The 14,686-nt window shown below is 73.7% G+C and carries 8 protein-coding genes and 1 pseudogene; 8 read left to right on the top strand and 1 reads right to left on the bottom strand.

The window, feature by feature from the left end:
- Nucleotides 1-104: 104 nt before the first annotated feature.
- The 8 genes and pseudogenes from ACIRF9_RS39545 (at nt 105) to ACIRF9_RS39510 (ending at nt 14,128) form a co-directional block, all read left to right on the top strand.
- A complete protein-coding gene (locus tag ACIRF9_RS39545; protein WP_403832668.1) occupies nt 105-1,349 on the top strand; it encodes an ROK family protein in 1,245 nt (414 codons plus the stop codon).
- A 218-nt stretch (nt 1,350-1,567) separates the two neighbouring features.
- Nucleotides 1,568-2,503: a TIGR03619 family F420-dependent LLM class oxidoreductase gene (locus ACIRF9_RS39540; RefSeq protein WP_403832666.1), complete on the top strand. Its 936-nt coding sequence runs from the start codon at nt 1,568-1,570 to the stop codon at nt 2,501-2,503.
- 157 nt (nt 2,504-2,660) lie between these two features.
- Nucleotides 2,661-7,847: a hypothetical protein gene (locus ACIRF9_RS39535; RefSeq protein ID WP_403832663.1), complete on the top strand. Its 5,187-nt coding sequence runs from the start codon at nt 2,661-2,663 to the stop codon at nt 7,845-7,847.
- Nucleotides 7,848-7,941: 94 nt separating this feature from the next.
- Nucleotides 7,942-9,420, top strand: a complete 1,479-nt coding sequence (locus tag ACIRF9_RS39530) for a glutamate--cysteine ligase (RefSeq protein WP_403832661.1) — start codon at nt 7,942-7,944, stop codon at nt 9,418-9,420.
- 70 nt (nt 9,421-9,490) lie between these two features.
- Nucleotides 9,491-11,140 (top strand): FAD-dependent monooxygenase, encoded by a 1,650-nt coding sequence (locus tag ACIRF9_RS39525; protein WP_403832658.1) that lies wholly within the window; start codon nt 9,491-9,493, stop codon nt 11,138-11,140.
- 132 nt (nt 11,141-11,272) lie between these two features.
- Complete coding sequence (locus tag ACIRF9_RS39520) at nt 11,273-12,625, top strand: MFS transporter (protein WP_403832655.1); 1,353 nt, start codon at nt 11,273-11,275, stop codon at nt 12,623-12,625.
- Nucleotides 12,622-13,047 (top strand): annotated as a pseudogene (locus ACIRF9_RS39515) (hypothetical protein); the annotation flags it as partial. The gene ACIRF9_RS39520 and the pseudogene ACIRF9_RS39515, both read left to right, overlap by 4 nt.
- Before the next feature lie 220 nt (nt 13,048-13,267).
- A complete protein-coding gene (locus tag ACIRF9_RS39510) occupies nt 13,268-14,128 on the top strand; it encodes a PaaX family transcriptional regulator C-terminal domain-containing protein (RefSeq protein WP_403832653.1) in 861 nt (286 codons plus the stop codon).
- A 10-nt stretch (nt 14,129-14,138) separates the two neighbouring features.
- On the opposite strand, the gene ACIRF9_RS39505 is transcribed toward ACIRF9_RS39510, so the two are convergent.
- Nucleotides 14,139-14,672, bottom strand: a complete 534-nt coding sequence (locus ACIRF9_RS39505) for an AAA family ATPase (RefSeq protein ID WP_403832650.1) — start codon at nt 14,670-14,672, stop codon at nt 14,139-14,141.
- Nucleotides 14,673-14,686: the final 14 nt, after the last annotated feature.

Raw genomic sequence — 14,686 nt, 5'->3', positions numbered from 1 at the left:
GACTAAGTCAACGCTTCCGGCATGTAAACTTCCGGCCATGCGGCGTGTCGTGACGGCGCGGACGCGGTGGTGTGCACAGGACGCGGGGGTCAGGTGATGGACAGGTGACGACGCTCGGCGGCACGAATCTGCCGCGGGTCGGCGGGTACAACCAGGCCGTGGTGCTGGACGCCATCCGGACCCGGGGCGCGGTCAGCCGCGTCGAGCTGGCCACGCTCACCGGCCTGACCAACCAGACCGTCTCGAACGTCGTCCGCAAGCTGCTCGACGCCGGTCTGGTCACCGAAGTCGGACACGCGCCCTCCAGCGGCGGCAAGCGCCGCACCCTCCTCTCCCCCCGTCCCGACGGCGCCTACGCCGTCGGCGTCCACCTCGATCCCGACTCGGCGGTGATCGTGCTGGTCGACCTGGCGGGCGAGGTGATCGTCAGCCGCCGACTCCGGCTCACCGCCCCGGACGTCCCCGCCGACGTCGTCGACCGGGTCGCCCGCGCGGTCCAGCGCCTGATCGGCCGCTCGGAGGTGGACCCTGGCCGGCTGCTCGGCGTCGGCATCGCGGCCCCCGGACCGATCGACGGCTCCTCCGGGTGTGTCGTCGCGCCGCCCAACCTCCCCGGCTGGGACCGTGTGCCCCTGGTCGAGATGTTCGCCAAGGCCACCGGCCTGCCCGTCGCCCTGGACAACGACGCGACGGCCGCCGCGATCGGGGAGCGCTGGATCGGCGGCGAGGCCCGGGCGGGCAGCTTCCTGTTCATCTACCTGGGCACCGGCATCGGTGCGGGAATCGTCCTCGACAACACGGTCCTGCACGGCGGTACGGGCAACGCCGGGGAGTTCGGCCACATGCCCGTCGAGCCGGGCGACCGTGTCTGCGCCTGCGGTGCCACCGACTGTCTGGGCCCCTACTGCAGCCCGGCCGCTATCATCGACGACCTGCTGCGCCGGCACGGCCGGGCCGCCGCCGACCGCATCGGCCTGACCGGCACGCCGGAATCCCTGCACGACGACTGGAAGTCGCTGCGCCGCGCCGCCCGCACCGGCGACCCGGACGCCCGTGACGTGGTGCGCCACGCCGCCCGCCGCATCGCCCGGGCCGCCCGCGGTGCCGTCAGCATCCTGGACGTCAGCCGTGTCGTCCTCGGCGGCGAGGCGCTCCGCGGCATCGAGCCCATCCTGCTGGAGGAGATCGACAGCGCCGTCAACCGCACGTCGGTGGCCCGCTCCATCCGTCCCGTGACGATCGAACAGAGCGTCATCGGCGACACCGTCGGCGCGATCGGCGCCGCGTCCCTCGTCCTGCACGGCAACTACGCACCTGGGTGGCGGCTGCTGACTGATACGGCCGGCTGATCCCAGGATGCCGGTCCCGCGGGGGCTGCTGTCCCCGTGCAGATGGTGAGCCCTGCCTCGCCGAACCGGCGGAGGTCGTCGGCGACGCTCACCACGCCCGGTGCGGCGCCGCCGGGCGGCCGTCCCCTCCCCCACCCCGGGCCCAGAGCCCAACCCCGGGCCCCTTGCAGCGAAACGCAACGGCATTCTATGTTTGAGTCCAAACGATAGGGGCTCACATGACACCACGCATGCTGCTCGTCCTGAGCGAGAACTGGACCCTGACCGGTGGCCGCGCCGAGCTGCCGGCGGCCGTACGGTGGGCCCGCGAGGCCGAGGACGCCGGCTTCGACTCGGTCATGGTGAGCGAACACATCGTGCTCGGCCCCGACGCGGGCGCCGCCGGCGTCATGGGCAACCCCCGCGACTACGCCCTCCCGGGCAACCAGGACCCGTACACCCCCTGGCCGAACTCCCTGCTCCTGCTCGCCGCGATCGCCTCGGTCACCGAGCGCCTGCGCCTGGCCGCCGCGGCCGTGCTCGCCCCGCTGCGCCATCCGCTGCTGATGGCCCGGGAGTTGGGCACGCTCGACCTGATCAGCGAGGGGCGGCTGCTGGTCCAGCCGACGGTCAGCTGGAGCAAGGACGAGTACGACGCCCTGGGCGTGCCGTTCGCCCGGCGGGGGCGGCTGCTCGACGAGCACCTGGAGGTCTGGGCGAAGGCCTGGGGGCCCTCTCCGATCTCGCACGAGAGTGAGCACTATCCGTTCCGGGACGTCTACTTCGAGCCCAAGGCCTACCGCCCGGAGGGTCCTCGGCTGTGGTTCGGCGGGCAGCGTCTGCACGGGCCGGTCCTGCGCCGCCTCGTCCGGTACGGCCACGGCTTCCACCCGCTGGGCCGGCCGGCGCCCGAGGACCTGCAACTGCTCAAGGAGGCGATGGCCGAGGCCGGCCGCGACGCCACCGACCTGGAGATGATCGGCGGCACCCAGGCCGTCTTCCCCGACGACCACGCGCCCGCGGACCTCGGCGCGGCCCTCGCGTCGATCCCGGAGCAACTGGAGCAGGGCTTCACGACGTTCTGCGTCAAGCCGAACCAGTTCATCGACGATCCGGGGCGGGTCGGGGCGTTCTGCCGGGACGTGATGCGCCGCGTCGAGTCGCTGACCTCGTAGCGGCCGACCCACGGACCGCAGGAAGGCCGGCCTCGGATGTCCGTCCGCCATGCGGCCAAATGACCCCTCGGGGTCATGAACGACGGTTGGGCGTACGGAAGTTGAACACTGCGCGCGATACCCGCGCGACCTGCGGGGCGTCCCTACGCTCGCGCACGTGCGAGATCATCGACAGGCGGGCGACGACCGCCACGGCAGTCCCCGCGAGCGGTCCCCCCGGACAGCCCTGGCGCCCCGCCCGGCCGGTCCTGGCGGTCGCCCGAACCCCCTGCTGGGGCTCCAGCAGACCGCGGGCAACGCGGCGACCGTCGCGGCGATGAGCGGGGCGGGGCCGTCCGCCGCCGCCCGCGGCCGGACCCCGAAGGCACCGCTGCCGACCGTCGTCGAGGAGAACGCCCTGGAACTCCCGCCGTATCTGCGGGACATGGAGGCGGCGGGTCTGTCCACGGCGTACGGCCTGACCGGGCACGAGTTCGTCACCGCCACCGTGGCCGACGCCGTCGGGCACCGCGACGGCGTGGTCGCCGAGATCGCCGCCGAACTCGCCGGACGGCCGGAGTCCTTCTACGGCAGCGGGCGGGCCTTCGCCGTCACCGGTGCGCGGGGCGCCGACCGCTACGACGTCACGGTGCGGGTCTCCCCCGCCGCCGACGACCGCCCGGGTCTCTTCTCCCCCGAGGGTCCCGGCGCCGAGGACGCCGCCACCAAGGTGGACGTGCACCACAACACCGCCGCCACGGTCGCCCACAACACGGGCTCGTCCGCGTCCAGGGGCGCGGCCTTCACCGCCTTCGGAATGGCCCCGGTGGCACCGGGCGTCTGGCTCGGCGGGGCGGCGACCGTCAACGCCCAGCCCTTCCAGTCGTCCCGGGACTCCCGCACCGCGCGGAACATGGCGGAGCCGCGCGTGCTGCGCAGCGACAAGGGATCCGTCGAGGTACCGCGCAAGGTCCGCTACGGCGTGCGGATCATGAAGGACGGGGCGCGCGCCGCGCAGGAGGCCGGCGGGTCCGGCACCCTCACCATGCGGGTGCCGCTGGAGCACCTGGTGCCGGCGGCCGCAGGGCCGGCACCCCGTCCGGCTCCGGTGTCCCCCGAGACCGCGCGGACGGTGTCGCTGGCCGACTCCATGGCTCCGCTCGCCGTCTCGGACACCGCCGCCCCGCACCAGGGCGGCGGCGGACTGTTCGACGCGGTCGCCTCGGCCCTGCACCCGTCGCTGACCTGGCCGGGCGCTCCCGGCCGGGCCCGCCTGTACGAGGCCACCGCCACCGCGACCGTGCTGGAGGACCTGCCCCGGCTGCTGCGCGACGGAGTCGTGGGCGAGGACCTGACCAGCCGGGACGGCACCACCACCGGCACCTACCGGATGCGGGCCACGATCACCGACCTGGCGCCCGGCTGGAGTACCGGCAAGACGCAACTGCGCACCCATCAGCAGACGCAGCACGCGGTCACGGACAGCGCGGGCAAGGGCCGCGGCGGCGCCTTCGGCCTGGGCCCGGCGGCGGGCTTCGGCGTCCTGGGCAACGCGGCCGCCGTCCGTGGCACGGTCATGCCGGTCGTCGGGGCGCGCCAGACCCGGTTCAGCGTGGCCGAGCAGACGGTGTCCAGCCGGCAGGGCGCGGAGGTGCGCGGCGACAAGGTGCTCTATCTGGGTACGGTCCTGTTCACCGTCGAGGGCAGCGGTCCCACCTCGCCGCTGACCCGGGCGCGGGGCGGCGGCCGTACGGCGCACCACTCGATGCGGGTCTGGATCGGCCTGCGAGCCGACGAGGCCCAGGAGTTGGGGCTGCCGCTCCCGCAGGGCGTGACGGCCGAGGAGTTCCTCAAACGTCCGCCGCGGCCCTCGACGGACACCGAGGACGCGGGGCAGGACAAGGGGAAGGGCAAAGGCAAGGCCAGGGCCACCGAGGCGGAGGCGGCCGAGCAGGAGGCCGCCGAGCAGGGAGCGGCCGGGAGCGAGGCCCCGGCGCACGTCGCACGGCATCTGCCCTTCGGCGCGATGGGCTCCAGCGTGGCGATCAGCCGGCTGGACACCGCCCCGATGATGCGGGCCGTACGGCAGCTGTTCGCCACGGATCCCCGGCTCGCCGGCTATCTGCCCGCCTTCGGCGAGGAGCGGCAGCCGCGCGAGCCGAGCCCGGAGGAGGCCGAGGTCCAGCGGCGCAACTACCGCGAGCTGGTCACCGTCCTGTCGGAGACCAACCTGCGTTTGCACAAGGACCAGTTGCTGTCGACGGGCATCCGGGTGCGGCTGCGCCGCAAGTCCCGCTTCCACGCGCACGACGTACAGCTGAAGGTGACGGGCTCGCTCCGGGAGACGGGCCATCTCGGCGACGTCAAGGACTGGCTGGTGCGCAGCCACTCGGGCGTCACGAGCAATCTGCAGAGCGGGCGCGCCAGTTCACGCAGCGTCGGCGGGATGGCCCTCGGTCAGTTCCGGCTGGTCCCCGGCGCCCTGACCCTGTCGGCGCGCGCCGAGAAGGGCCGTACGACGACCCGGCGCGGCCAGGCGGGACCGACCCTGCGCACCGACGTCCTCACCAACGGCTCCGAGGACGCGAGCGTGTTCGGCGGGGCGCTGAGCCTGAACGTCGGCGTCACCATGACGACCCGGCAGCGCAAGGCCGCGCGTTCCCTCACCCCGGGCGCGCCGGGCCGGGACGTGCCCACCGCCGAGGAGCTGGCGACGCTGCCCCTCGACGCGCAGGACGTGCGGCTGCTCACCCCCACCTCCTTCACCCTGGACGACGAGGCCAAGCGGCGGCTGGACACCGGGACTTCCACGCGCACGGCGCGCCACCACGACGTACGCACCGAGTTCGCGGCGGCGGGCATCGGCGACCTGGCCGGACTGGCTCCCCGGCAGCTTGGCGGCCGCCGGGGTGTGCGGGACTGGACGCTGGTGGAGACCGTCGGCGACGGGCAGCCGGTGCGGGACCTGGCGTTCGAGCTGCTGGCGCGGGCGGCCGCCCGGAACCAGGAGGCGCGGGAGGACCGGGCGCTGCAGACCGAGGGGCTCGCGCCCCGGCTGGCGATCGAGGAGCGGTTCGGCCCGCAGGCGGTGACGGCGGCGCTGCGGCAGGCCGTCTCCGCGGGCTGGGTGGTGCAGAACCTGCGGTACGCGCGTCGGCTGGCCGGGTTGAACGGCGCCGTCGGCACCCGGTTTGCACTCACCGCCCCGCGGGTCGTGCACCAGGGCACGGGAGCGGGCACCGAGACCTTCGTCCTGGGCGGGCACCAGGTCACGGGGCAGGAGGGTACGAGTCACAGCGCCTCGGTGCAGGGAGGTCTGACGGGAGCGGAGAACGGCACCGAGTGGCGCCTCGCCGAGGGGGTCGCGGCGGGCCGCGCCCTGGGCAGCGGCGACACGACGGCGTCCACCCTCGCCGGCACCGTCGAACGCAACGCGCACACCTCGCGCAAGAGCCCGCTGTACCTGGTCCAGTGCGATCTGGTGGTGCGGATGGTCGCCGAGGTCGCGGTGAACGGCGGCGGTCCGTACGTGGCGCGGGGCGGGCGTACGGTGCCGGCGGCGGTCGGTGTGTGGCTGACCGAGCGCCAGCTGCGGGCGGCGGGGTTGAAGGTGCCGGGTGAGGAGGAGCGGAAGGCGACCGCTGCCTCCGGGTCGGGGCAGGATGCCGGGGAGACCGCAGGGCGCGCGAGGCCACCACGGGCCGGAGACGACCGCGCGGAGGCCTCCACCGACGCCTCGACGAGCGCGCCGAAGACCGCGTCCAAGGGCTCGTCCATGCTGCCGTCGGCCCCCGTCCCCGGCCTGGCCCAGAGCCTCCCGCTCGGCTTCGGCATGATCGAGGACCTGCCCGACTTCCTGCCGCTGCTGGAGCGGATCCGCGGCCGCCTGGGCGCCTCCCTCGCCGACGACCTGCTGCCGCGCACCCGGCTGACGGACCGCAACGACAACGTGCAGCGGCTGCTGCGGGTGCTGGACCGGGACGGCTCGGCGGGACTGCTGTCGAGCGCGATGGACGGCGGCGTGGGCGTGGAGCTGCTCGACGGGCGCAAGCGGCCGTACCGGGCGGTGTTCAGCGTCCGCAGGACCGGGCGGGGCAGCTATCTCGAGACCGCCTCCGACGGCCGGGACATGGAGTACATCACCTCCGCCGCCGCACAGCGGGCCGCCGCCCACGACGAGAGCGACAGCCGGGGCGTGGAGGCGGTCCTCGCCGGCTCCGGGAAACCCGACGGTGGCGCCGGTCAGCTCAAGAGCGTCGGCGCGGCCGCCGGCCTCGGTCTCTCGGCGAGCGACTCGCGCCGTTCGGCGAGCGTCGGGCGGGCCCAGCTGGGTGTGAAGACCGTCGCCGAGGCGTCGTCCACGCCGTCGGCGCGGATGCACGTACCGATCGAGGCGAACCTGGAGATCCTCACGGGCAACCGGCGGGTGGCGCTCGCACGGCTGGAGGGCCTGAGCCTCGCCCATCGCGTCCCGGCCGCCGACCTGCACGCGCTCGCGCGGCTCGCCCCCGTGCCGCCGCAGCAGGTCGGCCGGCACGCCGTCCCCGCCGAGGAGGGCGGCGCCGACCGGCTCGGCCCGTGGCGGCGCACCGGGCTGCGGCTGCCCATGGAGGCGCAGGTCAACGGGTTCCAGGGGACGCCCAGGGTGCGGCAGGCGGTGGACGACGCGGTCGAGCGGGCGGGCGGGAGCGCACGGTTCCGTACCGGCGGCGAGGCGGCCTTCCATCTGCTGCGTGAGGCCGTCTCCACGGAGTGGCTGATCGCGGCGCTGCCGCTGCTGACCGCCGCGGGTGTGGACCTGCCGCCGGTGCACGCGACCGGTGCGTCCGGGCAGGACCTGCGGACCTCGCTGCACGCCCGGCTGCGCTCCGGGCGGGTGCTGGGCGTCGGGGACAGGATGACCTTCGAGACCGTCGCGCAGAGCGGGCTGGACGCGCCGCGCCCGACGGGTGCGGAAGGCCAGCAGGCCAACGAGCACGGCAGGTCGGCGCGCGGCCTGTTCGGTGCGGGCGTCCTGAACGCCGACGAGTTCCGGATGAACCAGTTCCTCGGTGTCATGGACGGCTCCGGCAGCGCCACCGCGACGGCGGCGAACGCGGCCGGCTCGATGCCGCTGCACAAGCCCAAGTCCGAGTCGGTGCTGGTGCAGTTCACGCTGGACGTGCGGGTGGTGGCGGAGGTGACCGACCGGGTGCGGTCCAGCCGCCGCTCGACCGCCGTCCAGGAGGTGACACTCCCGGACCCGGTGGTCATCCGCATGCCCGCCCCCGCGGTACGCCGCCTCCTCGCCGACCCGGCCGACGCCGAACTCCTGCGCGACCCGCAGAACCACCTGAAGCTGCGTGCCCGCCCGGACGCCCCGTGACGACGCACCGCGTGCCGGCTCGCATGGTCAGGGGCGGCCGGGGGTGCGACGCTGGAGGGGAGGGGCTTCCCAGGAGGAGCAGCCGGGAGGACCGATGGGGCGTGATGTCCCGGCGCTGGTCTTCACCCGCGAGGACCGCCGCCGCTATCGGATCAAGATGCAGGAATGCCTCGACGTCCTCGCGCAGATGTTGCGCGAGGAACGGTTCGAGTCGGAGCGGCCCCAGGTGGGCCTGGAGATCGAGCTGAACCTGGTCGACGACCGGGCCGAGCCGGCGATGCGCAACAGCGAGGTGCTGGAGGCGATCGCCGACCCGGCCTGGTCCACGGAGCTGGGCCGGTTCAACCTGGAGATCAATGTGCCGCCCCGGCGCCTGACGGAGGGCGGCCCCGACGCCTGGGAGTCCGAGATCCGGGCCGCGCTCAATCACGCGGAGGAACGCGCCACGACGGCCGACGCCCATCTGATCATGATCGGTATCCTCCCCACTCTGCGACAGGAGGACGTCGGCGAGGAGACGCTCTCGGAGAACGCCCGCTACCGGCTGCTCAACGACCAGGTCTTCGCGGCGCGGGGCGAGGATCTGCGGATCGAGATGGACGGTGTGGACCGGCTGCGCACGTACGCCGACACGATCACCCCGGAGGCCGCGTGCACCAGCACCCAGTTCCACCTCCAGGTCTCCCCGCAGGAGTTCGCCGGCTACTGGAACGCGGCGCAGGCCATCGCCGGGGTGCAGGTGGCGCTGGCGGCCAACTCGCCGTTCCTGTTCGGCAAGGAACTGTGGCACGAAACCCGGGTCCCGCTGTTCGAGCAGGCCACCGACACCCGCCCGCAGGAGATCAAGGCGCAGGGAGTACGGCCGCGGGTGTGGTTCGGCGAGCGGTGGATCACCAGCGTCTTCGACCTGTTCGAGGAGAATCTGCGGTACTTCCCGGCGCTGCTGCCGCTGGTCGACGAGCAGGATCCCGTGCAGACCCTGGACGAGGGCGACATCCCCGAGCTGGGCGAGCTGACCCTGCACAACGGCACGATCTACCGCTGGAACCGCCCGGTCTACGCCGTCGCCCACGACCAGCCGCACGTGCGGGTGGAGAACCGCTGTCTGCCGGCCGGTCCGACCGTCGCCGACACCCTCGCCAACGGCGCGTTCTACTACGGGCTCACCCGCGCCCTGGTCGAGGAGGAGCGGCCGGTGTGGTCGCGGATGTCCTTCCAGGCCGCCGAGGACAACCTGCACACCGCCGCACGCCTCGGCATCGACGCACCCCTGTACTGGCCCGGCATGGGCGAGGTGCCGGTGCCCGAACTCGTACTGCGCCGGCTGCTCCCCCTCGCCCACCGCGGGCTGGAGCACACGGGCATGGACGCGGCCTGGCGGGAGCCGCTGCTCGGCGTCATCGAGCAGCGGTGCGTCACGGCCCGTAACGGAGCCGTCTGGCAGAAGGAGATGTTCCACCGCATCAGCGACTCCGCCCACACGGACCGCCATGAGGCGCTGCGGCGGATGACACGGCAGTACATCGACTACATGCACCTCAACGCCCCCGTCCACAACTGGCCGGTCGAATGACACCTCGCTGACCGGCCGTCAGCGGCGTTCCCGCGTCCCGTCCCGTCCTGTTCCGTCCTGGGAGGTACCCGTGGCGCACACACCGGCCACCGACGTGGTGATCGCGGGCGCGGGCCCGGTCGGGCTGAGTGCCGCCGCGGAGTTGCGGCGGCACGGGGTGCGGTGCCGGCTCGTGGACCGGCTGCCGGCACGGCTGCCGTACGCGAAGGCGGTCGGGATCCAGCCGCGCACGCTGGAGATCTGGGACCGGATGGGGCTGGCCCGTACGGTCCTGGAGTCGGCCGCCGTACTGCGCGGCCAACTGGTCCACGTCAACGGCCGGGAGACGGCGCGCACGGACCTGGTGCTGCCGCCCGAGGTGCCCTACGGCTTCGCCGCGCTGCCGCAGTACGAGACCGAGCGGCTGCTGGAGGAGTACCTCGCGGGTCTGGGGACGGTGATCGAGCGTGGCACCGAGCTGCTGTCCTTCGTCCAGGACCCCGAGGGGGTCACCGCCCGGCTGCGGACGGCCTCCGGCACGGAGGAGGAGCTGCGTGCGAGGTATCTCGTCGGCTGCGAGGGGGCGCACAGCGTGGTCCGCAAGGGGCTGGGGCTCCGCTTCGAGGGGGCCGCGTTCGCCGAGGAGTACATGCTGGGTGACGTCGAGGCGGACTGGGACCTGCCGCACGGGTACGGCCTGCGTTCCACCCACCGCACCGACGACGGGGTCACCGACGACGTGCTGGTGTGCATCCCGCTGCCGGGCACCGGGCGTTACCGCATGTCGATGCTGGTACCGCCCGAGCTGTCCACGCGGACGGCCGACCAGGCCGGCGACAGCGTGGCGCACGGGCTGGAGGGCGGGCGCGCCCCGGAGCTGTCCCACCTCCAGGCCGTCGTCGACCGGCTCGCCCCCAAACCGGCCGCCCTGTCCCGGCTGCGGTGGTCGTCGGTGTTCCGGATCAGCCATCGCATCGTCGACCGGTACGGCGACGGACGGGTCTTCGTCGCGGGCGACGCGGCCCACATCCACCCGCCCACCGGCGCCCAGGGCATGAACACGGGCATCCAGGACGCCTGCAACCTGGCCTGGAAGCTCGCCCTCGTCGTCCGGGGGAAGGCGGGCCCACGGCTGCTGGAGACGTACGACGCGGAGCGCCGGCCGGTCGGCGAGGAGGTCGTCGGGCGGACCGTGCGGCACGCCAGGCACGGCATCGAGGCCGACCCGGACGACCCGCGGACCGTCATGCTCCGCGAGGCCCAGCTGCTGGTCGGCTACCGGGACGGCCCGCTCGCCGGCCGCCCGTACGGGCCCGCCGACGCGCCCCAGCCGGGTGACCGGGCGCCGGACTGCACCGGACTGGGCCTCACCGCGGCGGCCTATCCGCTGCGTCTGTTCGACGTCCTGCGCGGCCGCGCCCGGCACGTGGTGATCCTGTACTCGACCCACCTGGCCGATCTCGCCGGGGGCGTCGAGGCCGTCGCGAGGGCGCCGATGGGCGGCCCGGCGATCGTCGCCGTGCTCGCCCGGGAGGGCGCCGCGGCCGCGCCCGACACGCTGGGCGTCCCCGCCTACCGCGACGCCGGCGGCGAGTTCGCCCGGCTCTACCGGCCCGACGGCCCGACCGGCTTCGTCGTCCGCCCGGACGGGTACCTGGCCTCGCGCTTCCCGCTGGCCGCCACCACCGCCGCCCTGGGCGACCTTCTCACGGCCCTCTCCGCGCGGACCCCGGTCCGCTGACCTGGCGTATTTCCGTCCGAGCACCCGCCGCGTCCCGGCCGCGGCGGAAACTAATGTTGTGCACTTTCTTGACGACCATTACTATAGAGCCTAACTTCGCGGTGTCCTTCCCCCCGGTCAAGGGAGACCGCGATGTCCCCGTCCCCCGTCGCATCACCGTCCGCCTCCCCCGAACGAACCCGGCAGCTGCGCCGGGTCGCCCTCTCCGGGCTGCTCGGCACCGCCGTGGAGTTCTACGACTTCCTCGTCTACGGCACGGTCGCCGCCCTCGCCTTCGGCGAACTGTTCTTCCCCGGCGCCGATCCCGCCGTCGGCACCATCGCCGCGTTCGGCACGTTCGCCGCCGGCTATGTCGCCCGCCCGCTCGGCGGCGTCCTCTTCGGTCACTTCGGCGACCGTCTCGGCCGCAAGTCGATGCTGCTGCTCACGATGGGCCTGATGGGTGGCGCCAGCTTCCTCATCGGCCTGCTGCCCACGTACGACACCATCGGCGTCTGGGCGCCGGTCCTGCTGATCGCCCTGCGGGTCCTGCAGGGCATCGCCATCGGCGGTGAGTGGGGCGGTGCCACGCTGATGGTCGTCGAGCACGCCGGGGAGCGGCGGCGCGGCCTGTGGTCCAGCTTCACCCAGATGGGAGCTCCGCTCGGCTCCCTGACCTCCGCCGCCGTCGTCGCGCTGGTCGTCACCCTCCCCCGGGACGAGTTCGCGGCGTGGGGCTGGCGCGTGCCGTTCCTGCTGAGCGTGCTGCTGCTCGCCGTGGGACTGTTCGTGCGGCTCAAGGTGGTGGAGAGCCCCCTGTTCACCCAGGTGAAGAAGCGGCGCGCCGAGGCGCGGCTGCCCATCCTCGACGTGCTGCGGCATCCGCGTCCCGTGCTGCTGGCCTGCTGCGTCGGCATCGGCGCCTTCACCGCCCAGTCGCTGCTGACCAGCTATCTGATCGCCTACGCCACGGGCATCGGCTACGCCCGGCCGCAGGTGCTGACCGCGCTCACGGTCTCCGCCGCCGTCGCCCTGGTCGTGCTGCCCTGTGTCTCCGCGCTGTCCGACCGGGTCGGCCGCCGCCCGGTCGTCCTCACCGGAGCCCTTCTCTCGGCGGCGCTCGCCTTCCCCGTGCTCACGCTGGTCGACTCGAAGTCGCCCGGACTGCTGATCCTGGCCGTCGTCCTCGGCCACGGCATCGCCCAGTCCACGATGTACGGTCCGCTGGGCGCTCTGTTCAGCGAGATGTTCGGCACCCGGGTCCGCTACACGGGCGCCTCCCTCGGCTACCAGGGCGCCACCCTGATCGGCGCCGGCTTCTCCCCCATGATCGCCGGAAGCCTGGTCGCCGGGAGCCACAGCAGCACCCCCGTGGCCCTGCTGCTCTGCGGGGGCTCCCTCGTCACCGCGCTGACCGTGTGCTTCGTACGCGAGACCAGCCGGAAGTCGCTCGCCGAGCCGGCGGAACACCCCACCACCCCCCACACCCAGGAGATCACCGCATGACCACCCGCACCCGCACCGCCGCCGTGGCAGCGCTGCTGCTCGCGCTCACCACGCTGCCGACCACCGCCTTGGCGGCGACGGACGAACCGGCCCACGTGGAGGGCCGGCTCCCCTCCGGCGCGACGTACCTGATGGACGTGCCCGCCGACTGGATGAGGACGGTCCTGCTGTTCAGCCACGGCTACGCGGCCGGCCCGGCCAACCCCGCCCGGGACGCCCCGGACGACGCCACCAAGGCCCTGCTCCTGCAGCAGGGCTACGCCCTCATCGGCTCGTCCTACGCCACCACCGGCTGGGCGGTCACCGACGCGGTCCCCGACCAGCTCGCCACCCTCACCGCGTTCACCGAGCGCTTCGGCTCGGCCTCCCGCACGATCGCCTGGGGACGGTCCTACGGTGGACTCGTCACCACCGCCATCGCCACCCTGGAGGACCGCCTCACCAGCGGCCACTGGTCGGGAACGGACGCCGGCTCCCTCAACTCCCGTGCCGGGGCGGCCGATTCCTCGACCCCGGCCCGCTACGTCACGTACCGTCCCACTCCCTGCCTGCGCCCCTACGACCTTGCCCACCCGGCCGACGGCCGGTGACCTGGTACGGCCGCCCGCCGTGTCGACGGCGGGCGGCCGTACGCTTGCTCCCGTGGCGGACGACGACATCCTGGACACCTCGGACGGCGACACCGCGGACGACGGCCCGCAGCCGCGCCCGCAGTCGCTCATGCTCGCCTTCTTCGGCAACCACGTGCTGGAGGAGGGCGAGCTGGGCGTGTACTCGGGCAGCATCATCGAGATCCTCGGCCGGGTCGGGGTGGGCGAGCAGGCCGTGCGGTCCACGCTGACCCGGATGGTCAACCGGGGTCTGCTGCGGCGTCAGCGGGAGGGCCGCAGGATGTACTTCGGCCTCACCCCGCAGGCCACGCGCATCCTGCGCGACGGCCGCACCCGGATCTGGACGCAGAGCGCGGTCAACGACGACTGGGACGGCTCCTGGACCCTGCTGGGCTTCTCCCTCCCCGACTCCTGGAAGCGCCAGCGCCACGACCTGCGCTCCCGGCTGGCCTGGTCCGGGTTCGGAGCGCTGTACAGCGGGCTGTGGATCGCCCCGGGGAACGTGGACGTCTCCGCCGTCGTCTCGGAACTGGGTCTCGCCGACCACGTCAAGATCTTCCACGCCCGGGCCGACCAGGCCACCGACATCGAGCTGATGATCCGCGACACCTGGGACCTGGAGAGCATCGCCGCCCGGTACGTCGTGTTCGACAAACGCTGGACCGCCCACCTGGGCGCGGGCTCCGGGGACGACCCGATCGGCACCCGGCTGCGGCTGGTCAGCGAATGGCTGTGGACCATCCGGACCGACCCCCGGCTCCCCGCCCGGCATCTGCCCCCCGCCTGGCCGGCCCGCGCCGCCCAGGAGACCTTCCGGCAGGTCGCGCGCGAGACCGAGGCCCCGGCCCTGCGCATGGCCCGCGACCTGCTGGAAACCGCACCCCTGCGCTGACCACCCTCCGCTACTCCCGTGCCGGGAGGCCCGCCAGGCCGGTGTCGTGCATGATGCGGTCGACGGTGCGGGCGAGGTCGCTGTCGGGACCGATGACAGTCTCGACGCCGCCGGGCAGCAGGTCGAGCTCCCGGTACCAGTCGCGCAGCTGTGCCGCCCCGACCTCGTCCGCGATGGGCTTCGTCGCATGCCGCGCGAGGGTCTCCTCCCACGGCACGTGCAGGTAGTAGGCGTGGCAGGGGCCGCGGTGGTCGGTGCGCAGCCGGGCGAGCATCTCGCCGTACCGGTCGGCGTACAGGATCCCTTCGATGACGACGTGGTAGCCGGCGTCCAGCGCATAGCCGGCGACGGTGTCGATGAGGCCGATGCTCGCCGCTCCGGGCCGGTCCCGTTCCCGCAGGACGGTACGGCGGAGGTTGTCCTGCCCGACCAGGGCGAGCCCGCGTCCGAACCTCTCGCGGACCCCGGCCGCGACCGAGGACTTTCCCGAGGCCGAGTTGCCGCGCAGCACGACGAGCCGGGTCTGCGTGGTGCCCACTTTCACGGGGTCAGCCTACG

This window comes from Streptomyces sp. NPDC096132 (genome assembly GCF_044763345.1).
GTDB lineage: Bacteria > Actinomycetota > Actinomycetes > Streptomycetales > Streptomycetaceae > Streptomyces.
This window is presented reverse-complemented; position numbering and strand designations above follow the sequence as displayed.

Coding starts and splice junctions, on each gene's coding strand:
- ACIRF9_RS39520 (WP_403832655.1), top strand. CDS start 11,273: ATGTCCCCGTCCCCCGTCGCATCACCGTCCGCCTCCCCCGAACGAACC.
- ACIRF9_RS39540 (WP_403832666.1), top strand. CDS start 1,568: ATGACACCACGCATGCTGCTCGTCCTGAGCGAGAACTGGACCCTGACC.
- ACIRF9_RS39530 (WP_403832661.1), top strand. CDS start 7,942: ATGGGGCGTGATGTCCCGGCGCTGGTCTTCACCCGCGAGGACCGCCGC.